The 22,175-nt window shown below is 66.6% G+C and carries 21 protein-coding genes and 4 pseudogenes; 10 read left to right on the forward strand and 15 right to left on the reverse strand.

Annotated features, from left to right (window positions below; translation table 11 throughout):
* Nucleotides 1-144: 144 nt before the first annotated feature.
* From N415_RS31390 to N415_RS09385, 4 genes and pseudogenes are all read right to left on the reverse strand, one after another.
* Nucleotides 145-270, reverse strand: a pseudogene (locus N415_RS31390) (acetyl-CoA C-acetyltransferase); the annotation flags it as partial.
* Nucleotides 271-324: 54 nt separating this feature from the next.
* The gene (locus tag N415_RS09375) at nucleotides 325-1,368 is read right to left on the reverse strand and encodes a phosphotransferase family protein (RefSeq protein ID WP_068180314.1); all 1,044 of its coding nucleotides are present in this window, start codon (nucleotides 1,366-1,368) and stop codon (nucleotides 325-327) included.
* Nucleotides 1,365-2,111: an SDR family oxidoreductase gene (locus N415_RS09380; protein ID WP_255342518.1), complete on the reverse strand. Its 747-nt coding sequence runs from the start codon at nucleotides 2,109-2,111 to the stop codon at nucleotides 1,365-1,367. The genes N415_RS09375 and N415_RS09380 overlap by 4 nt, the downstream gene beginning before the upstream one ends.
* Nucleotides 2,112-2,145: 34 nt before the next feature.
* The gene (locus N415_RS09385) at nucleotides 2,146-3,405 is read right to left on the reverse strand and encodes an acyl-CoA dehydrogenase family protein (protein WP_239645477.1); all 1,260 of its coding nucleotides are present in this window, start codon (nucleotides 3,403-3,405) and stop codon (nucleotides 2,146-2,148) included.
* Nucleotides 3,406-3,567: 162 nt separating this feature from the next.
* Between N415_RS09385 and N415_RS09390 the strand changes: the two genes are divergently transcribed.
* Both N415_RS09390 and N415_RS31395 read left to right on the forward strand, forming a co-directional pair.
* On the forward strand, nucleotides 3,568-4,293 hold the full coding sequence (locus N415_RS09390) for a TetR family transcriptional regulator (protein ID WP_204366817.1): 726 nt from the start codon (nucleotides 3,568-3,570) through the stop codon (nucleotides 4,291-4,293).
* A gap of 10 nt (nucleotides 4,294-4,303) precedes the next feature.
* Nucleotides 4,304-4,396 (forward strand): annotated as a pseudogene (locus tag N415_RS31395) (IS3 family transposase); the annotation flags it as partial.
* A 74-nt stretch (nucleotides 4,397-4,470) separates the two neighbouring features.
* Here the strand turns inward: N415_RS31395 and N415_RS09395 are convergent.
* From N415_RS09395 to N415_RS09430, 8 genes are all read right to left on the reverse strand, one after another.
* Nucleotides 4,471-5,202 (reverse strand): TetR/AcrR family transcriptional regulator, encoded by a 732-nt coding sequence (locus N415_RS09395; RefSeq protein WP_068180063.1) that lies wholly within the window; start codon nucleotides 5,200-5,202, stop codon nucleotides 4,471-4,473.
* Nucleotides 5,203-5,224: 22 nt separating this feature from the next.
* On the reverse strand, nucleotides 5,225-6,364 hold the full coding sequence (locus N415_RS09400) for an acyl-CoA dehydrogenase family protein (protein ID WP_068180066.1): 1,140 nt from the start codon (nucleotides 6,362-6,364) through the stop codon (nucleotides 5,225-5,227).
* Nucleotides 6,361-7,587 carry an acyl-CoA dehydrogenase family protein gene (locus N415_RS09405; protein WP_081665147.1) on the reverse strand — a complete coding sequence of 409 codons (1,227 nt, stop codon included), beginning with the start codon at nucleotides 7,585-7,587 and terminating at the stop codon, nucleotides 6,361-6,363. Before N415_RS09405 ends, N415_RS09400 begins: the two co-directional genes overlap by 4 nt.
* A gap of 142 nt (nucleotides 7,588-7,729) precedes the next feature.
* A complete protein-coding gene (locus N415_RS09410) occupies nucleotides 7,730-8,020 on the reverse strand; it encodes an acyl-CoA dehydrogenase family protein (protein ID WP_255342519.1) in 291 nt (96 codons plus the stop codon).
* Nucleotides 8,021-8,038: 18 nt separating this feature from the next.
* On the reverse strand, nucleotides 8,039-9,598 hold the full coding sequence (locus N415_RS09415) for a class I adenylate-forming enzyme family protein (RefSeq protein WP_068180075.1): 1,560 nt from the start codon (nucleotides 9,596-9,598) through the stop codon (nucleotides 8,039-8,041).
* Between the two features lie 176 nt (nucleotides 9,599-9,774).
* Nucleotides 9,775-11,025: an LLM class flavin-dependent oxidoreductase gene (locus N415_RS09420; RefSeq protein WP_068180077.1), complete on the reverse strand. Its 1,251-nt coding sequence runs from the start codon at nucleotides 11,023-11,025 to the stop codon at nucleotides 9,775-9,777.
* A gap of 68 nt (nucleotides 11,026-11,093) precedes the next feature.
* Nucleotides 11,094-12,086 carry a cyclase family protein gene (locus N415_RS09425; RefSeq protein ID WP_068180081.1) on the reverse strand — a complete coding sequence of 331 codons (993 nt, stop codon included), beginning with the start codon at nucleotides 12,084-12,086 and terminating at the stop codon, nucleotides 11,094-11,096.
* An 83-nt stretch (nucleotides 12,087-12,169) separates the two neighbouring features.
* On the reverse strand, nucleotides 12,170-13,027 hold the full coding sequence (locus N415_RS09430) for an amidohydrolase family protein (protein WP_068180084.1): 858 nt from the start codon (nucleotides 13,025-13,027) through the stop codon (nucleotides 12,170-12,172).
* Nucleotides 13,028-13,233: 206 nt separating this feature from the next.
* Between N415_RS09430 and N415_RS32600 the strand changes: the two are divergent.
* The 4 genes and pseudogenes from N415_RS32600 to N415_RS09450 form a co-directional block, all read left to right on the forward strand.
* Nucleotides 13,234-13,574 (forward strand): annotated as a pseudogene (locus N415_RS32600) (acetyl-CoA C-acyltransferase); the annotation flags it as partial.
* Complete coding sequence (fabG, locus tag N415_RS09440) at nucleotides 13,574-14,311, forward strand: 3-oxoacyl-ACP reductase FabG (protein ID WP_068180088.1); 738 nt, start codon at nucleotides 13,574-13,576, stop codon at nucleotides 14,309-14,311. The pseudogene N415_RS32600 and the gene fabG, both read left to right, overlap by 1 nt.
* 9 nt (nucleotides 14,312-14,320) lie before the next feature.
* Complete coding sequence (locus N415_RS09445) at nucleotides 14,321-15,088, forward strand: SDR family oxidoreductase (protein WP_068180093.1); 768 nt, start codon at nucleotides 14,321-14,323, stop codon at nucleotides 15,086-15,088.
* Nucleotides 15,089-15,106: 18 nt separating this feature from the next.
* On the forward strand, nucleotides 15,107-16,912 hold the full coding sequence (locus N415_RS09450) for an acyl-CoA dehydrogenase (protein ID WP_068180096.1): 1,806 nt from the start codon (nucleotides 15,107-15,109) through the stop codon (nucleotides 16,910-16,912).
* 146 nt (nucleotides 16,913-17,058) lie between these two features.
* Here N415_RS09450 and N415_RS09455 read toward each other — a convergent pair whose 3' ends face one another.
* A complete protein-coding gene (locus N415_RS09455; protein ID WP_068180099.1) occupies nucleotides 17,059-17,244 on the reverse strand; it encodes a hypothetical protein in 186 nt (61 codons plus the stop codon).
* Here N415_RS09455 and N415_RS09460 point away from each other — a divergent pair.
* Nucleotides 17,237-17,539, forward strand: coding sequence for a hypothetical protein (locus tag N415_RS09460; protein ID WP_068180320.1), 303 nt, complete (start codon nucleotides 17,237-17,239; stop codon nucleotides 17,537-17,539). The genes N415_RS09455 and N415_RS09460 overlap by 8 nt on opposite strands.
* A 256-nt stretch (nucleotides 17,540-17,795) precedes the next feature.
* Here the strand turns inward: N415_RS09460 and N415_RS09465 are convergent, their stop codons facing one another.
* Nucleotides 17,796-18,881, reverse strand: a complete 1,086-nt coding sequence (locus N415_RS09465; protein ID WP_068180102.1) for a CaiB/BaiF CoA-transferase family protein — start codon at nucleotides 18,879-18,881, stop codon at nucleotides 17,796-17,798.
* 275 nt (nucleotides 18,882-19,156) lie between these two features.
* On the opposite strand from N415_RS09465, the pseudogene N415_RS32605 reads away from it, so the two are divergent.
* Nucleotides 19,157-19,399, forward strand: a pseudogene (locus tag N415_RS32605) (IS30 family transposase); the annotation flags it as partial.
* A 402-nt stretch (nucleotides 19,400-19,801) separates the two neighbouring features.
* On the opposite strand, the gene N415_RS09470 reads toward N415_RS32605, so the two are convergent.
* Nucleotides 19,802-20,038 (reverse strand): TetR family transcriptional regulator, encoded by a 237-nt coding sequence (locus N415_RS09470; RefSeq protein ID WP_068180105.1) that lies wholly within the window; start codon nucleotides 20,036-20,038, stop codon nucleotides 19,802-19,804.
* Between the two features lie 99 nt (nucleotides 20,039-20,137).
* On the opposite strand from N415_RS09470, the gene N415_RS09475 reads away from it, so the two are divergent.
* Together N415_RS09475 and N415_RS09480 are read left to right on the forward strand one after the other, a co-directional pair.
* On the forward strand, nucleotides 20,138-21,004 hold the full coding sequence (locus N415_RS09475) for an LLM class F420-dependent oxidoreductase (protein WP_068180106.1): 867 nt from the start codon (nucleotides 20,138-20,140) through the stop codon (nucleotides 21,002-21,004).
* Entirely contained in the window at nucleotides 21,001-21,738 is a 738-nt protein-coding gene (locus N415_RS09480; RefSeq protein WP_068180111.1) for a hypothetical protein, read from the forward strand. Before N415_RS09475 ends, N415_RS09480 begins: the two co-directional genes overlap by 4 nt.
* The last annotated feature ends 437 nt before the right edge of the window (nucleotides 21,739-22,175 follow it).

Below are 22,175 nucleotides of genomic sequence, written 5' to 3' on the forward strand. Positions count from 1 at the left end.
TCGTCGCACCTCATTACTATCGCCAGGTCCTTGCGCGCCAGCGACCGCCGTAAAGCCGTCCAAGAAAATCGAATGGATACTTTCAACCAACGGCTATGCGAAAGTGGCGGTGCGCACGGCGGACTGCAGCAAGGTGATGCTCGCCGCGGGGTCGATCCCGGTCCGCTCCACGACCCGACGGATCGGGTGGGCACCGAGGTCGGCGGGGTGCACATCGGCGAGCCCGCCCTTGCGACGCCCTACCGCATCGACGATATAGGCCTCGCTCATCAGGACGTCCTCTCGTTCTGTGGTCGGGGGACGGTTCCCCGACGGTGGGATGGATCAGTGCAGGTGACGCAGGGCCTGGTCGAACAACGCGACGGCGTTGCGGTGCAGTTTGTCGCCGGTCGCCTTGGGCGCCTTGCCGGCGCAAGCGCGGGCGTGAGTGCCCTCGAGGAGGATGCCGAGCTTGAAACAGGCAAGGATCTGGTACCAGTCGATCGCGGAGAGGTCCCGGTCGGAGTGCTCGGCGTAGGCCGCGACGAGGTCCTCGCGGGTCGCCAGTCCCCCGGCCTCGGCGACGGGCGTCCCGGACCAGACACCGTCCTCGCCAGGCACCGGCCAGGTCGCCAGCAGCCACCCGAGGTCGAGCAACGGGTCGCCGACGGTGGCCATCTCCCAGTCGACGATCGCGGCGACCTCGGGGCGGTCCGCACGGAACATGATGTTGGCGAGGTGGAAGTCGCCGTGCATCAGCCCGGGCGGCGCGGGCGCCGGCCGGTGTCGTTCCAGCCAATCGCCGACGGCACCGACCTCGGGCAGCTGCGGTCCGGGGTAGCCGTCGAGCTCGGAGTAGGAGTCGAGTTCGCGGCGCCACCGGGGGACCTGCCGTTCGAGGAATCCCTTTGGACGGCCGAGATCGGTCAGGCCGACGGCGGCCGGGTCGACCGCACCGAGAGCAGCCGCGGCGCGCGCAGCCGCGAGACCCGCCTCGCACCGGACGGCCGAGTCGTTCGCGTACGTCGGAGGCAATTCGACGGTGAGGTTGACCCCGTCGACGTCGTCCATGAGGTAGAACACTGCGCCGCCCAACACGTCGGTCGACGGGCACTGGGCGACGAGCCGGGGAGCGGGCACGGCGGTTCCGTTGAGTGCGTCAAGGACGCGCATCTCACGCCGCAGGGCGTCATTGCTCGTCGCACGCGGGTGTGGCGGAGGACGACGCAGCACGAGCCGTCTGCCACCGCGCCGGAAACGAACCATGACGTTCTGCGTCCCGCCGCCCATCGGAGAGACGTCGGTCAGCTCGGCGCCCGGCGGATGGTGTTCGTCGAGCCATCTCGCGACGCGCTCAAGGTCGGGGTGCGCCTCGAGGGCTGCGCTCATCGCCATCCCCCGTCGAGCCGCAGGAGCGATCCGGTGGCGTAGGACGACGCGACGGTGGCGAAGTACAGCACCGCGCCGACGATCTCGTGCGGCTCCCCGCAGCGGCCGAGGGCGACCTGCGACTCGGCATGCTCGCGCGTTCCCTCGGCCCAGTGCTCGGAGATGTCGGTGAGGAACGGCCCTGCCTGGATCGTGTTGATCCGCACGGTGGGGCCGAACGCCTGCGCGAAGCCCTCGGTGAGCACGTGCAGACCGGCCTTAGCCGCGGCGTAGGGCAGCGCCTGCGGGGTCGGTCGGATCGCCTCGATCGAGCCGATGTTGATGATCGACCCGCCACCGTCGGCGGCCATCCGCGAGCCGATCAGCGCCATGAGCCGGAACGGGCCGCGCAGGTTGACCGCGATGACCTTGTCGAACAGGGCCGCGCTGACCTCGGGAAGGCTCGGGTAGAGCGGGGACAGCCCAGCGTTGTTGACGAGCACGTCCACGCGGCCCCAGTGGTCTCGGACCGTGTCGGCGAGGTGGTCGCACTGCGCCCAGTCGCTGACGTTGACCGCGACGGGGAGAGCCTCGGCGCCGAAGCGGTCGTGGACCTCGGCGGCCACCGCCTCGCACGCCTTGAGCTTGCGGCTCGCGATCACCACCCGCGCTCCCTGTTCGGCGCAGGCGAACACGATCTGCCGCCCCATGCCTCGGCTGCCGCCGGTCACCACAACGACCTTGTCCTTCAACTCGCTGTTCACGACCGATTCCCTCCCGCCCGTCGCGTCGATGCGTTCACCGGCTGAGCGCGAGGTGGGCGAGTTCGCCCCTCGGCCCGGACTCGACTGCCGCGGCGAAACGCCGCTGCTCGGTACGGGCCACCGCCCGACGGTGGACCTCGTCGGGCCCATCGACCATCCGCATGATGCGAGCCTCCGCCGTCATCCGGGCGAGCGGCGTGGACTGGCTCAGCCCGCCGCCACCGTGGGCCTGCACGGCGCGGTCGACCACGCGGGAGACCATGGCCGGAACCGCCACCTTGATCCCCGAAATCTGGCTGGCCGCGGCCCTGTTGCCGACAGTGTCCATCAGGTGCGCGGCATAGAGGGTGTAAAGCCGGGCCTGGTCGATCTCCATGCGCGAGTCGGCGATCCACTCCTGCACGACGCCCTGATCGGCGAGCGGACGCCCAAAGGCGACCCGTGAGCGCACCCGGTCGATCATGAGCTCCAGGGCCCGTTCGGCCATCCCGATGTTGCGCATGCAGTGGTGGATGCGACCTGGCCCGAGGCGGGCCTGGGACATTGCGAACCCCGCGCCGGGCTCCCCGAGCATGTTGCCGACCGGCACCCGGACATCGGTGAGGCGAAGCTCGACGTGGCTGTCGAACGGGTTGTAACCGAGCACAGTCAGGTCACGCACGATCTCGACCCCGGGCGTGTTCTTCGGCACCAGCACCATCCCGTGGCGGTGGTGGCGATCCGCACCCTCTTCGTCGGTCACGCCCATGACGATCAGTAGCTCGCAACGGTCCCGCCGGGCGCCCGAGATCCACCACTTGTGCCCGTTGATCACCCAGTCGTCGCCGTCGCGCACGATGGTGGTCTTGATGTTGCCGGCGTCTGACGATGCGACGTCCGGTTCGGTCATGGCGTAGGACGAGCGGATTTCGCCGTCGAGCAGCGGCCGCAACCACCGGGTCTTCTGCTCTGGCGTGCCGAACATCGACAGCAGTTCCATGTTGCCGGTGTCGGGCGCCGAGCAGTTCATCGCCTCGGGCGCCACGTACACGCTGCGGCCGCTGAGCTCGGCCAGGAACGCGTAGTCCGAGTTGCTCATCGGCTCGTGCCCGTCCTCGGCGTGGGGCAGGAACAGGTTCCACAGCCCGAGCTGCCGCGCGCGCGCCTTCAGCTTCTCCATCACCAACGGCTGCTTCCGTTCGGCATCGAGCGGTGCGTCGTGCGGCAGCAGCGCTTCGGCGGGATAAACGTCCTCGGCCAGGAACGTCTTCATCGTCTCGATCAGGGCTGCCGCGCGCGGACTCGGCTGGAACACGGGACCTCCGGAAGCAAGGGGAACGATCGACCGGTGGCGATCGACGCGTTGAGGAAAGCACGTTTAATGCATCTGACACAGGATACCCCGCGCGTGCCTTAACTCTTCGCGCTACTCTGCGGGGGGCTCGTGCCGGAGGAGCGCTAGAGGCCGAGGAGGCAGATGAGCAGCATGGCCGCCCGTGTCCCCGCCGGGCGATCGGCACTGATCGCCGCCGCCGAGCGCTTGTTCGCCGAACGCGGCATCGAGGCCGTCTCCCTGCGGGAGATCATGCGGGCCGCCGGTCAACGCAACACCACGTCATTGCAGTACCACTTCGGCGACCGCTCCGGCTTGGTACGAGCCGTGGTGGACCGGCACGTCGAGCAGGTGTCGCTCCGCCGACTCGCACTGCTCGACCTCCTCGACGACATGAGCCTGCGCGACGCCGCGAAGGTGCTCGTCCAGCCCCTCGTGGCCAAGCTCGCGGACCCGGACGGCGGAGCCGAGTTCCTCCGGATCGCGGGCCAGCTCGTGAACGCGACCGAGCGCGTGGTCGAAGCAGACGACCCGGTAGCGCCGCTGATCTACGATCCGGCCGGCAGCATGCGACGCTGGGCCGAGCTCGTCGACCCGCTGATGCCGCCCGGGGTAGCGGGTCCCCCGCTGCATCGTCGCTACGCCGCCGTGCGGTTCACCCATCTCGAGCTCGCGCGCCGCGCGCACGCAAACCCGAAGGGCGATCAGGCCCTGTTCTCCAGTCACCTGACCGACCTGGTGTGCGCGATCCTCGGCACCCCGCTCTCCTCCGAGACGGCGAACCTGCTCTCGCGGCGGCCTTCCCGTACACATCCGCCGACCAGCACTGCCGTCGGCGAGATCGATCTCCAAGGTCCGCAGCACCCATGAGTTCGCCGCGACCTACGGCTCTCCGCGAGTGTGGCTCGAGCTGCGCCGGCAAGGAGTCGGGTGCAAGCGCGTCGAGAGAGTCAGGCGCGAGCGCGGCCTGCGAGGCGCTCACCCGCATTGCGGCTGGCGCCATAGAAGCACCCGAACCGCACCGCCGCCCCGGAACTCGTCGTTCAACTACTCCCCCCCGCGGCGGCGCTTCGCCGAGGCTCTCGTTGGTCGGGGTCCTAGCCGGAGACCGTGGCGCTCCGAGGCGACGGCGAGCAAGCTCAGGAGCTCTTCGCGTTGTGCGTCCATCTCCTGATCGACTTTTGCGGAGTCGTGCACTCCTGGCGCTGTACCGAGTCCCTCTAGGAAGATGTTGCAAAAGGATCGCGACAGGGTGCGGGCATCTAGCGGGCCAGACGGGTCGAGCCAGACCGAGGTGTAGCTGTGCATTCCGATGAAAGCCAGGCGGGCGACCGAGACGTCTGTGTCGCGGAACTCCCCGTTGCTAATACCTTCGACGATCACCCGCTGAAACATCTCGTCGTACGAGGCGCGACGGGCGAGGAAGCGTTCCTGGCGCTCTCCTTCGAGGCGCCGCAGTTCTGCGAGTAGAAGCCGAGCTTGATGGAGGTGATCGAATTGAACTGTCAGGAGGACCTCGGACAGCAGCCGGAGGCGAGCAGTCGCCGAGATGGGCAGGCTGACGATGACCCGGCCCACCGTGATGAGCGGCGCCAGGATGGACTCCTGGAGGTCGGACAGCAGATCGTCCTTGGTTCTTACGTAGTGGTAAAGCCCCCCCTTGCCGAGCCCGACCGCTTCGCCGATGTCGGCCATGGTGGTGCGGTCATAACCGCGCGTCGCGAAAAGCTCGGCGGCGGTGTCCAGGATTTCATGCCATCGGTTGCCGTCTCGTCTCATCGCGCGGTGACCGTATACCCTTCTAGTGTCGTGAGTCGTTCGGGCCCTTCAACACTATGTCGGCGAGACGGTCCCGCCCGGTCCAACCGTTGACAAGATAGCGCTCATCGAACTTCGCTCGCTTGAGCAGCAGATGACACTCGTGCTCCCACGTGTAGCCGATCGCCCCGTGGATCTGCATTGCTGAGCCCACCACCTCCGACGCCGAGTGTCGCGCGTAGGCGCCTGCTGTGGCCACGAGGCGAGGGGCCAGGGGGTCTCTGCGGTCGATCGCCTCGGCGGCTGCCCGCACACAGGCACCGGACGCGCTGACCGCGGTGTACATGTTGGCGAGCATGTGCTTGACGGCCTGGAACGAACCGATCGGTCGGCCGAATTGATGACGTTGTTTGGCGTACTGCAGAGCCAGATCGAGGGCGCGACGGGCGGCGCCGTGGGCGTCCGCGGCGAGGATGACGACCGCATTGGCCGCAACGCGCTCGAAGAGCGAACGCGCCTGATCCCCCTGTGCGATGACATCAGCAGCCGGGGCGTCAGAGAGTCGGACATGGGCAAGCCGATGGCCACGGTTGATCGTGGGGACCGGCGTGACGTCCACTCCACTGGTCTGGGGGTCGACGCGGACGATAACCAGTTCCCCGTCCGTGGTTCGAGCAGCCACCAGGACCAGATCGGCAAACGCAGCGTCGCCGGCGAAGTTCGCCTCCCCCGTGAGGGTCAGCCCATCGCCTGAGGAGGGCTGCGCGCAGACGTCGAGCAGTTGCGGGTCGGCCAGCCCCGCTCGGCCGGTGCAGCAGTAGGCCCCGAGCGACCGGCCGGCCGCAAGTTCGGGCAACCACGTCTCGGCGACGGTGTTGTCGCCGCTGCCCAGCGCCGTCGTGGCCAAGACGGCGCTGGAGATGAACGGTACGCAGGTGTTGTGGTACGCGAGTTCCTCCACGATCGTGGTGGCGGCGAGCATGCCGAGGCCGGCGCCGCCGTGTTGTTCCTCGGTCATGGCGCCGAGCCAGCCGAGAGAGGCCATGCGCTCCCAGAGCTCGACGTCGTAGCCGTCGCCGTGGCTCAACGCCCTCGCGAGGCTCGTTGCGCTGTGGTTAGACAGGACGGCCCGCACCGAGGCGCGGAGGTCTTCGATGACTTCCTTGTCTACGGTGGCGGTCATACCCCTGGCTCCCTCGGTAGCCCCAGCACACGCTCGCTGATGATGTTCCTCTGGATTTCGTTGCTGCCGGCGGCAATCGTCTGGGTCCAGGACCGTATGTGGTCGACCAGCCAGTCACCAGAAACCCATCCGGCGTCGGTGATTGCACCCGAGTCGATGTCGGCCGCCACGCCGCGGATCCGGGCGGCGAGTCCGGTAAGTCGCTGCAGCGTTTCGGTGTAGAACAGCTTGAGCACCGATCCCTCCGGTCCCACTTCGCCGTGCTTCGAGACACCTCCCACCACCGACGAGGCGAGCAGCCCGAGCGCGTCGACCTCCGAGACGCGGGCGGCGAGTTCCTGGCGGATCGCGGGGTCGTTGGCGGCGGTCACTCCCGAAGCGACGATCGTGCGGTGGCATTCGGCGGCGATCCACTCGACGGCCTGCTCTAATTCCGCGTGGTACGCCACGATTTGGGACATGCGCTCGGTGGCGAGGGTCGTGTTCGCGACGCGCCAACCGTGGTTCTCGCCTCCGACGAGCTCCGAACAGGGGATTCGGACGTCATCCAGGAAGATCTCGCAGAACTCGAGGACTCCGAGGGCCTGACGGATCGGTCGAATCTCGATCCCTGGCAGCGAGAGGTCGAGGAGAAAAACGCTGAGTCCACGATGCTTCGGGGCTTGTCGATCGGTGCGGGCGAGGAGCAGACACCAGTCTGAGCGATGGGCATTGGTCGACCAGATCTTGTTGCCATTGACGACGTAGTAGTCGCCCTGCTTCTGGGCAACGGTCCTCAAGCCCGCGAGGTCGGATCCCGCCTCAGGCTCGGAGAAACCTTGACACCACACCTCGCCGCCGAGGATCGCCTTGAGGTGCTGCTGCTGTTGGTACTGGCTGCCGTGGTGCATGAGCGTGGCCGCGACATGACCGAGCGCGATGCTCTGCAGCGTTGGCATCGGGAACTGGGCCCGCACAAGCTCCTGTTGCAGAACGACCTGCTGGTCGAGAGAGAGACCTGATCCACCAAACTCCACGGGCCAATGCGGGGCGAGGAACCCCTCCGCATGCAGGGTCGCGGCCTGCGTTCTCATCAGCTGGCGGAGTTGATCGTCGTCCGCCACCCGCAACTGGTCGTACCACGTCGGATCGGCGTGCTCCTGCGCCCACGTGCGGACTCGCAGTCGGAAGGCTCTGAGCTCGGCCGTCTCGCCACTGGTACCGGACACGCCACGAGTGAACACCAGCGCCTCAATTTAGTCAACCGGTCAGTCGGTCGTTCCGCGCGCAGAACCACGATGTGGACGGCTCGCCCGGCCTACGGAGGACCTACCTGCATCTTGACGGCTCTACCGCTTGCTACTGTCCGACCGGCCAGTCGGTCGTCTAGGTCAGTGCAGGGGTGCACAATGCCGTTCGGGCTCTCGTTCGCTCCCCGCCCTGGCGCTGGACCCTTGCATCGGTGAGATCGCAGCCCTCGGCTTCAACATCAGCTGCGGAACCCGGGGTGAAGCGTTTGTGCTGGAAGTTCCCGACCGGCCGCCCGAACACCTCCCGCTTCTCGACGTATTGCAGCGTGGTGGCGAAGGCCGCCTGGGCACGCGCCAGGTTGACCACGGCGGTGTGTTGCCGCTCCTGCGGCAGCCGCTCCATCATCGCCGGGAAGCCGCCGTTCAGATCCCCGTGATCCGATTCTCATCTCACGCTCCTGTCGATCGCGGCCGCGCTGAGCTTGAGCTCATCGCGCCGCACCTTGAAGGTCGCATTGCGAGGCAGCGAATCGCGCAGCTCGAGGTAGCGGGGCACCTTGAATCCGATCAGGTGGCTGCCGCAGTGTTCGAACAGATCTTCCGGGGTGACCGGCATCGAGTCGCGGACGACGACGAAGGCGGCGACCTCTTCGCCGCGAACCTTGTCGCGGATCCCGACCACGGCCGCCTCGACCACCGCTGGATGCATTTCCAGCACGTCCTCGATCTCGCGCGGGGCGATGTTCTCGCCGCTGCGCCTGATCATCGCTGACTGACGCTCGAGCATGTAGAGGTCGCCGCTCGGTGAGAAGTAGCCCACGTCCCCCGTCTTGAACCACCCGTCCTCGGTGAAAGTGCTCGCGGTCACCTCAGGCGTGCCGAAGTAGCGTTCGAAGACCGCGGGCCCCGTCACCTCGATGGCGCCCGGCACGTCGGCATCGCAGGGATCGCCGGCTTCGTCGACGACACGGACCGTGCTGCCCGGTTCGAAGCGACCGCCGCACAGAATCCCTCCGTGTGCACCGTGGATCCGGGAAGCATCGACTAGACCGCTGCGCCGGCCGCCGGTCATCGTCACGATGGTCGTCTCGGTGGAGCCGTAGCCGCTGTTCATCGAGATGTCGAAACGCTGCTGGAATTTGTTCCAGTCTTCCAGGGCGATCGATCCCTGGATCCACGCCAGCGTGTGGTCCCGATCGTCAGGACGAGCAGGCATTTCGAGCAGGTAGCGAGGGACCGGCTGCATCATCACGGCCCAGGTGAGCCGATTGGCATCGACCGTCTCCCAGAAGGTCCGGCGGTCGAAGCGGTCGACGTGGAACACAGGCGCACCGAGGCTGAACGGGGCGAGGAAGCCGCAGACAAGTCCTGCCTGGTGGTTGAGTGGCAGGAAGTTCAGGATCCGGTCCTCAGCCTCCATCACGTGCCTGCCCCAGACCCGGAGGAAGTACGCGTAGTCCGCCTGCGTGCGCTCGACGCCCTTCGGGATGCCGGTGGTGCCGGAGGTGAACAGGATCACCGCGAGGTCGTCGGGTTGCGGAAGCACCGGCTCCAGCGGCGAGACCGCGGTCTGCGTGACCTCCGCCAACCCGCGGACGGAGTGGTCGTCCTGGATCCCGTCGTGCACCCGCCGCTCGGTGCCGTCGTCGCAGAGGACGACCACCGGGTCGACCACTCCCGCGGCGATCCCTATTTCGCGGGCCTGGAATCGGAAGTTGACCGGGACGGCGACCGCCCCCGACAAGACGATGCCGAAGAAGGCGACCACCCAATCGACGCTCGGTTCGGAGACGATCATCACCCGCTCGCCGGGCTCGACCCCGATGGAGCGCAGGGCGCTCGCGGCCCGCAGACCGTGGTCGACCAGATCCTCGAAGGTGATGGAGGCGACGGCGCGGTTCTCGTCCGCCGCGATCAGCGTGAAGCACTCGCGTGACCCGTGGGCGGTCCCGCCCAGGAGGATCTCGGTGAGCGTCCCGGGCTCCGATCGCATCTCTACCGTCATTTATTTCACTCCTGCTCGGCGGCCAGTAGGCGTGCGGCGTCGCCGAGGACCGAATCGCCCCTCGAGCTGAGAGAACCCGACCGCGATGATCAGCACGGCGCCGGAGGCTTCAGTCGATCCGGTCGATTCCCTGGACGAGCTGCTGCACACGCGTCGACCTGTTGGAGGAAGCAGGACTATCTGAACGAGGGCATCACCTTGTTCATGAACAAGTCGAGCTGCTCGAGCTGCTCGTCGAGGGAATGGGTTCCCTGGAAGAAGAAGTTCCAACTCAGCCATTCAAGCTCGCCGGAATCCCCGTAGCACTTGTGCAGCCCGTCAACCTGGCGCTTGACGTCCTCGACGGTCCCGCAGATCAGGGCGCCGGTCTCGATCATGCGCTTGGTCAACTCGACCTCGTCCTTGAAGCTGACCTTCTTGTTCGGGTCGTCGGCGGCGGTGCGGAAGACCTCACCGAAGCCGAATTTGTTGAAGTAGTTGTGGAACTCATAGCCCGCGGTGGTGACCGCGTTCCCGAAGGCCTCTTCCGTGGTCTTGCCCAGCGCAATATTGCGGACAGCGCCGCAGAAGTGTCCGAGCTCGCGTTCGTGCCCGGCCTTCGCGGACTCCTCCCGGTAGGTTTCGCACCATTTGCGGAAGCGCTCGGGATTGGCCTCGAGCATGAAGGGGATGGCCGAGCGGCCGGCGGCCTGAACCAGCGTCGCGGGTGAAGCCGTGAAGGGCACGAAGACCTGCGGATGTGGGTCCTGGTAGGGCCTGGGGATGACGCCGATCCGGCGGATGATGCCCTCGTCGTCGATCTCGCCATCGGAGCCGAAGCGGCGCGTCCACTCGACCCCCGCCCAGCCACTGATCCCGTCTTTGTGGGGGAAGGGCACCTGGTAGTGCTTGCCGTCGTAGTCCCAGGCGTCCTTGGTCCAGGCATTGATCAGGATGTCGTAGTACTCGTTGAAGATCTCGCGGTTCAGTTGCTCTGTCTCAGACGGCTTGAGTTGGTCGTTCAGCGGCACGCTGCCGCCCTGGGAGAGGATCTGCACCCATCGCTTCTGGTAGCCACGGGCAAGACCGACGGCGGCGCGCCCCTTGGTCAGCTGGTCGAGCAGCGCGATATCCTCGGCGACCCGGATCGGGTCGTGAGTCGGAAGGACTATCGACAGCGGCATCAGCATGATGTTTTTCGTGCGCCCCGCAAGATCGGCGAAGAGCATCAGCGGGTTCGGCATCGCCTCGCCACCCTCGGTGTGGAGGTGATGCTCGGTTGTCGAGAAGGCATCCACGCCCATATCATCGGCGGCCGCCACCAAGGCGCGAAGTTCCTCGATCATCATCTGGTAGCGCTCGGTGCTGCGCCCGATCGGCCGCAGCTTCTCCCGTTCCTCCCAGGAGTCCGCGTGGATCGTCGGCATCGCAAAAAGATCGATCTTCATATTTCTCCTATCGCTCCGACCGGCCCTCCGGCGCGGTCGACTTTTGAAAACCGTGACCGAGCATGTCGTTACTTCAGAGCCACGGGATTGAGTGGCGACCCCACCGCGCCGACGACTCGCAGCGGGGGCGCGATCAGCTGGAACTCGTAGACGCCGTCGGCGGCGCAGTCGGCGGCGAGCGCCCTGACGTCCCAGAACTCACCCAGCATCAGGCCCATGTCCCGCAGGCAGAGCATGTGCAGCGGGAAGAACGTGCCGTCGATGCCGGAGGTCGCGTCCTCGACCTGAAGGTTGTCCGCGGCGATTGCGGCGACCTCGCGCTCGTGCAGCCATGAAGCGCAGCGCCAATCGAGTCCGGCGGCGATCGACGCGTCGCCTTTGCCGGTCTCGAGGAAGCGCGACCACCAACCGGTATGCACGAGGACGATGTCCCCCGTACCGATCTCAACGCCTTGAGCCCGCGCGACCTCGTCGAGCTCCTCCGGGGTGATCGGCTGTCCGTGTTCGAGATAGGTTTCCGCTCCACGGTGGCGGACGAGGTCGAGCAGGACGCCGCGCGACACGATGCCCTTGCAATCGACCTTGTCGATTCCGCACCGGTACGCGCCCTGACTGGTGACCGAGCTCGCCGGAAACCCGTTGTAGAGCTTGTCCTCGTAGTAGACGTGGGAGAACGCGTCCCACTGGGTCGCCGCCTGCAGAGGCATGATGATCATGTCGTCGTTGAAGCGGAACAGCTGGTTATCGAAGGCGTCGCTGAGCTGCTTGGCCGTGGGATTTCCGAGCCAGCTCCGCCCGTAATCCGTCAGGGTGTGAGCGTCGCCGCCGTCGACGGTCATGATGTGCACCGGGTTCTGGCGGAACTTGAAGGCCCCCTGCGGCCCGCCGGAACTGAAATCGACGTTGAGCGGGAAGACCTTGCCCGCACGCACGAGGCCGGCGGACTCCCGGACCTTCTCGGCCGTGATCAGGTTCAGCGTGCCGAGCTCGTCCTCGGACCCCCACCGACCCCAGTTGCGGACCTCGTCGGCGACCTTACGGAAATCCGTCAGGCTAGCCACGTCGCCACCTCTCGCTTCCTTCGACCCGGTCGGAGACTCCGACCACCGGTCGTCGTGTTGGCGATATCGCTCGCATATGTGCGTTATCCCCGCTCGAAGAACAGTCGCATGGCGTTGTCCCGCGCATACTTGCGAAGGACGTCCTCAGATCGGACGTCGAGCCCTGCCAGCTGCTCGAGGGATTGCTCGAATCCGATGACCGGATAGTCGGTCGCCCAGATGATCTTGTCGCTGCCGCTGCGGTTCAGGAAGTCGATAACGGGTGCCGGTACGCGACGAGGAGCGTACGCGGAGGTCATGTAGTAGAGCTCGGGCCACTTGCGCAACAGATGGATACACTCGTCGACCCACGGCGCGCCACCGTGGGAGAGCACGACTTGCAGCTCCGGAAAGTAAGCGCAGACGCTGTCGACCGCGAGCGGATGCTGGACCTGCCCGGCAACCCGCGGCCCGGGAAGCCCCACATTGATCCCGACCGGAACACCGAGCTCGGCACAGACCGTGTACACGGGGAAGTAGACAGCGTCGTCGTACGGCCGTTGCACCTCGTAGGCGAGCAATCGGACTAGCCGGACATCGGCTTCGAGCACGGCCCGGCGGATCAGCCGAACAGTCTCCATGGCCTGCAGCGGATCCACGACCAACGACGCGGCGAACCGGTTCGGCGCGGCATCCACGGCACTGGTCAGGGCCTCGAGACCCTCGACGCCTCGCCCCTGAAAGCCGGAAGTGAGCACCGCACGCTCGACCCCCGCCGCGTCCATCGCCGCCAGCAGCTGCTCCACGCCGGTGCCCTGCTCGAGCCGCTCAGCCAGGCCCGGGAACAGGTAGTCGACGTCGAGTCCCACCGACGCCGGCGAGGCGAAGTCGAGGTTGACCCAGCCATCGACCGGCTTGAAGTCGAGCGCCGTAGGCAACCGAACCTCCGTAATCTTGTCCATCGATGGACCGACCGACCAACCGGTTGCACAATATGACCGTCGTCGGAGGCGTGTCAAACTGCAAGTTCATCGCAGCTCTGGAGCACGGCGGTCGGCGGATGCACTCAGCGCAAGCTGAACGACCGACCAGCCGGTTGACCGTCGGGCGGCGAGTGAGGTTTACTCCTCTTGTGTTCCTGACATCCGCCGCCACCCGTCGGCGCCGGGTGACGGGCCTCTCCCGCGAGATCATGGGACTCGGACCGCTCGAGGCCGGTCATCAGGTGCTGGCCCGCGCCGGGATGACGGTCGACGACATCGAGATCAACGAGGCGTTCGCGGCCCAGGTCCTGCTGTCCGCCCGGGACCTGGGCATCGATCCCTCGGCGATCGGCTCAACGTGCACGGCGGCGCAATCGCCCTCGGGCATCCCTACGGCATGACGGGGTCCCGCATCACCACGACCCTGCTCAACGGGCTCCGCGCCCGAGATCGCAGCGTCGGCCTGAAGACCGTGTGTGTAGGCGGCGGTCAGGGAATGGCCATGATCATGGAGAGGCTGGCCTGATGCCGACCACCACCTTCGACTTCACCGACCGAACCGTGATCGTCACGGGCGGCGCACGCGGGGTCGGCCTCGCGATCGGGAAGACCTTTGCGTCCGCCGGCGCTTCCGTGTACCTCGTGGACCACGACGGCGACGAGGTCGCGACCGCCGCCGCGCGCATTGGCGCAGTCGGGATTGCGGCTGACGTCACCTCGACCAAGCAGGTGAACGGGGTCGTCGAGCGGGCCGCCGAGGAGTCCGGCCGGATCGATGTGCTCGTGAACAACGCCGGCATCTTGCGCGACGGCGTCGTCTGGAAGCTCGACGACGACGACTTCGAGGCCGTCATGGCTGTGCACAGCGGCGGGACGTTCCGCTTCACCCGCGCCGTCGTTCCGCACCTGCGGGCCCGCGGCACGGGGCGCATCGTGAACGTCACGTCGTTCACCGGGCTGCGCGGCAACCCCGGTCAGTCGAACTACGCGATGGCGAAGGCGGGCATCATCGGGTTCACGCGGACGACCGCACGGGAGCTGGCGCGGTTCGGGATCACGGTCAACGCCATCTCCCCCAACGCCCGGACTCGGATGATCGAGTCGATCCCCGAGGACAAGCGGGCGGCGATCACCGCATCGATCCCGCTCGGCCGCTTCGGCGAACCGTCGGAGATGGCGGCCGCCGTCGCGTTCCTGGCCTCCGACGAGGCCGCCTACATCACCGGCGTGGTCCTGCCCGTCGACGGCGGACTCGCGATCTGAGGTGCGACAGTGAGTGCTGAGCTCTTCGACCTGTCCGGCCGGGTCGCCATCGTCACCGGAGGAAGCCGGGGCATCGGGATGATGGCGGCGCGCGGGCTGCTGCGGGCGGGCGCTGCGGTGGTGATCTCATCCCGGGACGCTCGCGCGTGCGCCCAGGCGTGCGCCGACCTCGGTGGTGCCGTCTCCGCGGTGCCAGCCGACCTCTCCGGCGACGAGGAATGCCGCCGACTCGCTGCCGAGGTCGGTCGACGCCACGGCGCCGTCGACATCCTGGTCAACAACGCCGGCGCGACGTGGGGTGCGCCGCTCGAAGAGTTCCCGGCGGCCGCGTGGGACAAAGTCCTCGACCTCAACCTGAAGGCGCCGTTCTTCCTGACCAGAGCGTTCCTTCCGCTGCTGGAACGGGCCAGCACCCCGCGCACCCCGGCACGGGTGGTCAACATTGGTTCCATCGACGGGTTGAGCGTGCCGGGGATGCCGACCTACGCCTACTCGGCCAGCAAGGCCGGCCTGCACCACCTGACCCGCGTCCTCGCCCACGAACTGGGGCCCCGGAACGTGACATGCAACGCGATCGCACCGGGCCCGTTCCCGACGAAGATGATGAACCGCACGCTCGAGCAGCATCCCGAACGCTACACATCGACGTCCACGGTGAACGGTCCGGGTGAACCCGACGACATCGCCGGCGCCGTCGTGTACCTGACCTCGCGGGCCGGCCGTCACGTCACCGGGATCGTCCTCACGGTCGACGGTGGCCTGACGCTGGCCCGCTGACACGTACAAGGAGGGGTCGTGCCCGCACCGTCACTCATCCTGTCCCGCAGGGACGTCGACTTCCTGCTCGACGACTGGCTCGACGTCGCGTCACTTACCGCGCGTCCGCGGTTCGCCGAGCACTCCGCGGAGTCCTTCTCCGCGGTCCTCGACCTCTGCGCGGAGATCGCGGAGAAGGAGTTCGCGCCGCACAACAAGGCGAACGACGTCACCGAGCCCCACGTCGATGACGACGGTCGCGTCGTGCTGAATCCGGAGGTGAAGAGCGCGCTCGACACCATCGCCGATGTGGGCTTCCTCGCCGCGACGGCCGATGCCGACGTCGGCGGCCTGCAGCTCCCCCACGCCATCCGTACGGCCTGCACGGCCTGGTTCGCCGCGGCGAACATCGCCACGTGGTCCTACGCGATGCTGACCGTCGCGAACGCCAACCTGCTGCTGGCACACGGAAGCGGCGAGCAGATCCGACGGTTCGTGCTCCCGATGCTGGAGGGCCGCTTCCACGGGACGATGTGCCTGTCCGAGCCGCAGGCGGGGTCGTCGCTGGCCGACATCACCACACTCGCGAGGCCCGCCGGCGACGGCACGCATCGCCTGACCGGGACGAAGATGTGGATCTCCGGTGGAGACCATGAGCTGGGCGAGAACATCATCCACCTCGTGCTCGCACGCATCCCGGGGTCACCACCGGGAACGAAGGGGATCTCGTTGTTCGCCGTGCCCAAGTACCTGGTGGACGACGACGGCGCGCTCGGCGAGCGCAACGACGTGGTCCTCGCCGGGCTCAACCACAAGATGGGCTACCGCGGCACGGTCAACACTGTCCTGAACTTCGGCGATGGCGTTCATCGTCCGGGTGCGCGCACCGGCGCAGTCGGGTACCTCGTCGGCGAGCCGAGCACGGGCCTGGCCCAGATGTTCCACATGATGAACGAGGCCCGGATCGCGGTCGGGACCGGAGCGGCGGCGATCGGCTACACAGCGTTCCTCAAGTCGGTCGACTACGCGCGCACCAGGCGCCAGGGCCGCCTCCCGTCGGCGAAGAGCCCGACCGCAGAACCGCTTCCGCTCATCGAGCACGCCGACGTCCGACGCATGCTGCTCGCGCAGAAGTCCTACGTCGAGGGCGGCCTGGCACTCAGTCTCTACTGCGGGCGACTGCTTGACGAGGAGCAGACCGGGGTGACGGAGCAGGACCGCATCGACGCGCAGCTGCTGCTGGAGGTCCTCACGCCGATCGCCAAGAGCTGGCCTTCGCAGTGGTGTCTGGCCGCCAACGATCTCGCGATCCAGATCCACGGCGGGTACGGCTACACCCGCGACTACGACGTCGAGCAGCACTACCGGGACAACCGTCTGAACCCCATCCACGAGGGCACGCACGGCATCCAGGCGATCGACCTCCTCGGCCGCCGGACCGCGGTACGAAACGGCGCCGCGCTCACCGCGCTCCTCGTGCGGCTGCGGGCCACCGCGGACCGGGCCGGATCTGCCGGCGTCGAAGCTGCCGACCTGGGCAGTGCCCTGCACACCGCCGTCGACAGGCTCGAGGAGGTCACGGCCGTGCTGCACGCCGAGGCCGACGCCGACCTCCGGCTCGCGAACGCCACCAGCTACTTGGAGGCCGCAGGCCACGTGGTGATCGCCTGGATCTGGTTGGAACAGTTCCTCGCCACGGCCGGCCGCGGCGACCCCTTCCATCACGGCAAGCGGCAGACTGCGCGGTACTTCTTCCGCCACGAACTTCCGTGCACGATTGCGCAGTTCGATCTACTGGCGTCCCTCGACCGAACGACGCTCGATGCGGCGCCGGACTGGTTCTGAGTCCCCGACCGGGACTCGACAACGGCTGCTGAGTCCGGTCAGCCGAACCGAGCCCACCGGTCGGCCGACATCAGACCGGTCGACTCCTCGGCGAGCGCGTCGACACGGCCACGGACGAGATCGGCGAGCTCGCACACGAGGGCGAGCTACGCCGGGGTCATCTGGTCAATCAGGACCCGTCGTACATCGGCCACGTGCGGTGATGCGGCAGCCTTGATGAGCGCACGGCCCTCGAGCGTCAGCTCGACGATGTTGCCACGCTGATCGCTGCTACATCGCCGATGCCGGTGATCGTCCTCGAGCCAGATACCAATGCGGCCGGGCGTGATCAAGAACGGCGCCCGCCTGCAGTCCCAGGTCTGCGACACCCAGGTCATCGTCGTGCGCGCCTCCGACGCACTCGACGACCTGCGCATCGGCTGCGTCCCCGCCATCGCGCTGAACGCCGAGAAGGACACCAGCCTCACCCTCGACGACGCCCTGGCCGGCGGCACGCTCATAGGAAAACGCTACGTCGACGCCGACGGAGCCGAGGTGCTCGTCACCAAGGCCGGAAAAGGCACACTGACCGTTGGCACCACACCCCTGGAAATCAAGGAAGCCAAACCGCTGCCCGCCAGCGACTGACCACGGTTGTTGGTCTACTCATCGCACTCGACCAAGGCAGAAACCCGATGCCTTGTTTCACCGGAACTGCGGCGGCCACCTCCTCCGACAAAGCGGGCCTTGCTAGCTAAGCTAGCCTCGATTTTTCGTGGTGATTGTTGGGGCTGAGTCTGATACCGAATCGGATCAAGTTCACCTCGACGACCTTTTTGAAGGGCGTCGAGCGGTCCACGAATGTGCTTCCTTTCGGTAGCTCGACCTGCTGGTTGGTTGAGGCTTATACCCAGTCGCGCAGAACGGCTTCGTTGTCGGCTCCCGGAACACCGGGTGCGGCCGGTGCATCGAGGCGGGTGCGGGAGAACCGCGGGGCCGGCGCAGGGAAGGTCGAGCCCGCCTCGGTGTAGAAGCCATTGCGCTCGGTGTTGTGCGGTTCGGTGGCGACTTCGGCGAACGACAGCACCGGCGTGCAGCAGGCGTCGCTGCCGGCGAAGACCTTGGCCCAGTGGTCGCGGTCGTGGCCGGCGAAGGCCTTGGTGAGCACCGCCCGCAGTTCTGGCCAGCGGGCGATGTCGTTTTGGCCGGGCAGATCGGCGGCGTTCAGGCCGAGCTTGTCGAGCAGCTCGGCGTAGAACTGCTGCTCGATCGCGCCGACCGCGACGTAGCGACCGTCGGAGCATTCGTAGGTGTCGTAGTATGGCGCGCCGGTGTCGAGCATGTTGGTACCGCGCACGTCGCCCCACATGCCCATGTGGCGGAAAGCCCACATCATCTGAGCCAGCACGCTCGAGCCGTCCACCATCGCCGCGTCGATCACCTGGCCCAGGCCCGAGCGCTCCCGCTCCCACAGCGCTGACAGGATGCCGACCAGCAGGAACATCGAGCCGCCACCGAAGTCGCCGGCGAGATTCAGCGGCGGGACGGGACGTTCGTCGACCCGGCCGATGGCGTGCAACAGGCCGTTGAGCGATATGTAGTTGATGTCGTGGCCGGCCTGCTGGCTGCGCGGGCCTTCCTGACCCCATCCGGTCATCCGGCCGTAGATCAGCCGGGGGTTGACCTTGGCGCACTCCTCCGGGCCCAGACCGAGGCGTTCGGTGACGCCGGGGCGGAAACCCTCGATCAGGACATCGGCCTTAGCGATCAAGCCGAGCACCATGTCACGGTCGGCCGGGTTCTTGAGATCGGCGCCCACCGAGCGACGGCTACGCAGCAGGTAGTCGTTGCTTGGGATTCCGGTGCCCTTATCGAGTCGGTCGATGCGGACGACGTCTGCGCCCAAGTCACCGAGAATCATCGCGGCGTGCGGGCCGGGCCCGATACCGGCCAATTCGACGACGCGCAAACCGTCCAATGGTCCGGCCATAGCTGTGCACCCTCCAGTCGATCGATCGCCGCGTTAACTATTTACACCTGGACTGGGCCAGCGCGGGCTGCGCCCCAGCCCGGGCTAGGGACCCTCTCAAGGGGACTGGTCGACCTTGAGCCAGTGGTACAAGTCGACCGAGCTCCACTGCTTCGGGGAACTTACCAGTAAAGAGGCGAACTGTAAGTTGACCTAGCATTGTGTACAACGTTAGCCAAGGTCCGCCCCGTCTACTTAACAGATGTTCGTCCGCGAAGGCGCACGCGCACCGCTGACTGATCGCCGATCGCCCCGTCGAGGTCGACGATCGGGTACAAGTCGGGCATTGGGAAGGTGACTGCATCATGGGTAGTGGAAACCGTTCGGCGATAGGCACTCTCGTCGAACGCACTACCCGATTCCTGATACTGGTCCACCTACCCGCGGGGCGGGCGGCCGCTGAAAACATGCGTGACGGCATCGCCAATGCCCTAGGTGGGCTGCCGCCTCACCTTCGGCGGACGCTGACCTGGGACCGTGCGGCACCGAGGATCTGTCGGCGGCGAGCGTCGCGGTGCGCCTGCGTGACGCGCGGCATGGATGACCTCTCGTCATGATGTGAGAAGCGACGCTAGCCTACGTTGCGTCCGCACGTTCGAGATGCGCACCACGTGTGCCGCGGAGATTATGGTCAACCAACCGATCGGCCCCAGCGACACATGGAATGCCAGGCGCGCCCACACCTACCGCGGACGCCGGTGGCCCTCAGGAACGCCGGTTCAAGCTCGCCCGTTGGTTGTCGAGCGCGAAACATGTTGAAATTGTTTGTTTCAGTGCGCCGCCAGATTCGTCGATAATCGGCCGATTCGTCAAAGCGACGATTAATCGCCCAATTACGTTGCGCGCCAGCATCTTCCCGTATGCTTCATGGTTAATCTACATTATCCATGAAGATGCCGGGACGCGAGCAGCTCGAAAGCCGCTTGCTTGTTCGGCACGTCGTAATACACCGACGGCACGGCGGCACCGAGTTCAGCGGCGAGCTCACGCATCGTCACGCGTTCCACGCCGACCCGGCGCGCCAGCTCACGCAAGACCGCGACCTGATCACGGTCGAGTTCGCCATACGCGCGTCGCGCGGCGCCGGCCGTTGCGCCGCGCTTACCCGCGACGGGCACGATCAGATTCTATCGGCGTTCGAAATCTTTCGAGCATTGTTAGGATCTACCCGCGATGGGTTCGGCCGCACCAGCCTGCCTCTTGGTAAAATCGCCGCGATGGCGAAACTGTCGGTAGCCACGCCCGTGGTCATGCTGCCCGCCGCCAACGGCAGCTGGGAGAAGGACGCCTCGATCGAGGACCTCGCCCAGATCGCCGAGGCCGCAGACCGCCTGGGCTACCACCACCTGACCTGCGCCGAACACATCGGGCTGCCCGCCGCCGAGCGAGAACGCCGGGGCACCCGCTACTGGGATCCGCTGGCGACGTTCGGCTACCTGGCCGCCCGCACCCAGCGAATACGCTTGACCACCTACGTCCTGGTGCTCGGCTATCACCACCCGCTCGAGATCGCCAAGCGCTACGGCACATTGGACAAGGTCAGCAATGGGAGGCTCATTCTCGGAGTGGGCGTCGGCAGCCTCAAGGAAGAGTTCGAGCTGCTCGGCGCTTCGTTCGACGACCGCGGAGCACGGGGCGACGACGCGTTGCGGGCGCTGCGGGCGTCACTGTCGGTGCCCGAGCCCACCTACCACGGTGAGTTCTATTCGTTCAGCGGGATGGTCGTCGACCCGTGCGCGGTCCAGGATCGCGTCCCGATCTGGATCGGTGGGCGCACGCTGCGATCGCTGCGCCGCGCGGTCACGTTGGCCGACGGCTGGGCGCCGTTCAACGTGAGCCCGCAGCAGGCCCGGGAATGGCTGGGCCGCTTTGACATTCAGCCCGGATTCGAGGTTCTGCTGCCGCCGCTGGCGCCGTTGAACCCGATCGACGAACCGGACCGCACGCGCCACATCATCGCCGATACCGTCGCGCACGGTGCCACGATCGTCAGCACAATGTTCCGCCATAGGTCGCTGCAGAACTACTTAGAGAACCTGCACGCGCTCGCCGAGATCTATCCGCCCGATGGAGGTGCCGCGTGAACCGGGTCAAGGCAGGCGTTTTCAGCCTCACTCCGCCGGCACCGGCCGACGACGACGGCAGTTATCTGCGGTGGCACCTGTTGGATCACATGCCCGAGCAGTATCAGCTTCCGGGCATCGTGCACGGATTGCGCTGGATCGCCGACGGCGACTACGCCGACCACCGGCTGGCGGCCAACGGACCACTGAGCCAAATCGGCAATGCTGTGCACTATCTGGTCAGTGATCCCGTCGAAGAGACGCTCGACGACTTCGTGGCTTTAGGGAGTGCGCTGCGGGAAAACGGTCGCTTTCCCATCTCGCGGCCGTACCTGCAAGTTGCCGGACTGCGCCTGCTGCAATGGCATTCCGCACCGCAGGCGCTGATTTCCGGGGAGGTAGTGCCGTTCCGCCCGCATCGCGGAATCCTGCTGATCGTCGAGGAGCCCGCCGACGGCCGCTCGAACGAGTGGCTGCAATGGTTGCATGCCGAACACTATCCGGCATTGCTGGCCACGCCAGGCACCGTCGGCGCCTGGACGTTCGGAACGAGCACCGGGTGGATTCACCTGCCCGCGGGCTGGCGCACCGACCAGCAATACATCACCGTCGTGTACCTCGACGCCGACCCGCTCGCGACTACCGATGCCGTCGCCGCCCTTGTCGAAGACCGCTGGCGGTCAGCAGCCGTTCGGCCGGTATTCGCCGGCCCGTTGCGGACCATGATCAGCTGGGACGCCTGGCCCACGAGTTAGCGGCCGCAGTTCGTTTGTTTGCTACGGAATTGAGGGCTTTCGGCAACGATTAAGTCTTAGGACTACCTCGCGGTGCACAACCACGGGGGTATCGACCGGGTCGGCTTCTCGAGCATTGATATGACATCCCACGAACGCGGCTATCCTGCCCTGCTTGATATCAGCGGCGGCGTCCCTGTGGGGGCTCTGGTGTTCCGGGCTTGTCAACGCATTCGTCGGAAAGCCATGCGCCCCAAGGCAGTTCGTCACAGTGACGCGTTGCTAGGAGGAGAGGGAGGAAGGCTGGTCTATCACCGGCTACGTGGCCGGACCGCGGGGGTTCGCTCAAGGTTTCACCGCTCCATTTCATGGATAATCCGCATTATCCATGAAAGCTCGCCATGGCGGGGATTCACATCGAGTGTTGGACATGGGCCCAGCCTCAACAACTCAAGTTG

Origin of the sequence: Mycobacterium sp. UM_CSW, assembly GCF_000455205.1 — a bacterium.
Classification (GTDB): Bacteria; Actinomycetota; Actinomycetes; order Mycobacteriales; family Mycobacteriaceae; genus Mycobacterium.

Bases quoted from the DNA above. Each gene is read 5' to 3' on its own strand.
- N415_RS09375 (WP_068180314.1), bottom strand. From the start codon at position 1,368: ATGAGCGCAGCCCTCGAGGCGCACCCCGACCTTGAGCGCGTCGCGAGA.
- N415_RS09390 (WP_204366817.1), top strand. From the start codon at position 3,568: ATGAGCAGCATGGCCGCCCGTGTCCCCGCCGGGCGATCGGCACTGATC.
- N415_RS09395 (WP_068180063.1), bottom strand. From the start codon at position 5,202: ATGAGACGAGACGGCAACCGATGGCATGAAATCCTGGACACCGCCGCC.
- N415_RS09400 (WP_068180066.1), bottom strand. From the start codon at position 6,364: ATGACCGCCACCGTAGACAAGGAAGTCATCGAAGACCTCCGCGCCTCG.
- N415_RS09415 (WP_068180075.1), bottom strand. From the start codon at position 9,598: ATGACGGTAGAGATGCGATCGGAGCCCGGGACGCTCACCGAGATCCTC.
- N415_RS09420 (WP_068180077.1), bottom strand. From the start codon at position 11,025: ATGAAGATCGATCTTTTTGCGATGCCGACGATCCACGCGGACTCCTGG.
- N415_RS09430 (WP_068180084.1), bottom strand. From the start codon at position 13,027: ATGGACAAGATTACGGAGGTTCGGTTGCCTACGGCGCTCGACTTCAAG.
- fabG (WP_068180088.1), top strand. From the start codon at position 13,574: ATGCCGACCACCACCTTCGACTTCACCGACCGAACCGTGATCGTCACG.
- N415_RS09465 (WP_068180102.1), bottom strand. From the start codon at position 18,881: ATGGCCGGACCATTGGACGGTTTGCGCGTCGTCGAATTGGCCGGTATC.
- N415_RS09475 (WP_068180106.1), top strand. From the start codon at position 20,138: ATGGCGAAACTGTCGGTAGCCACGCCCGTGGTCATGCTGCCCGCCGCC.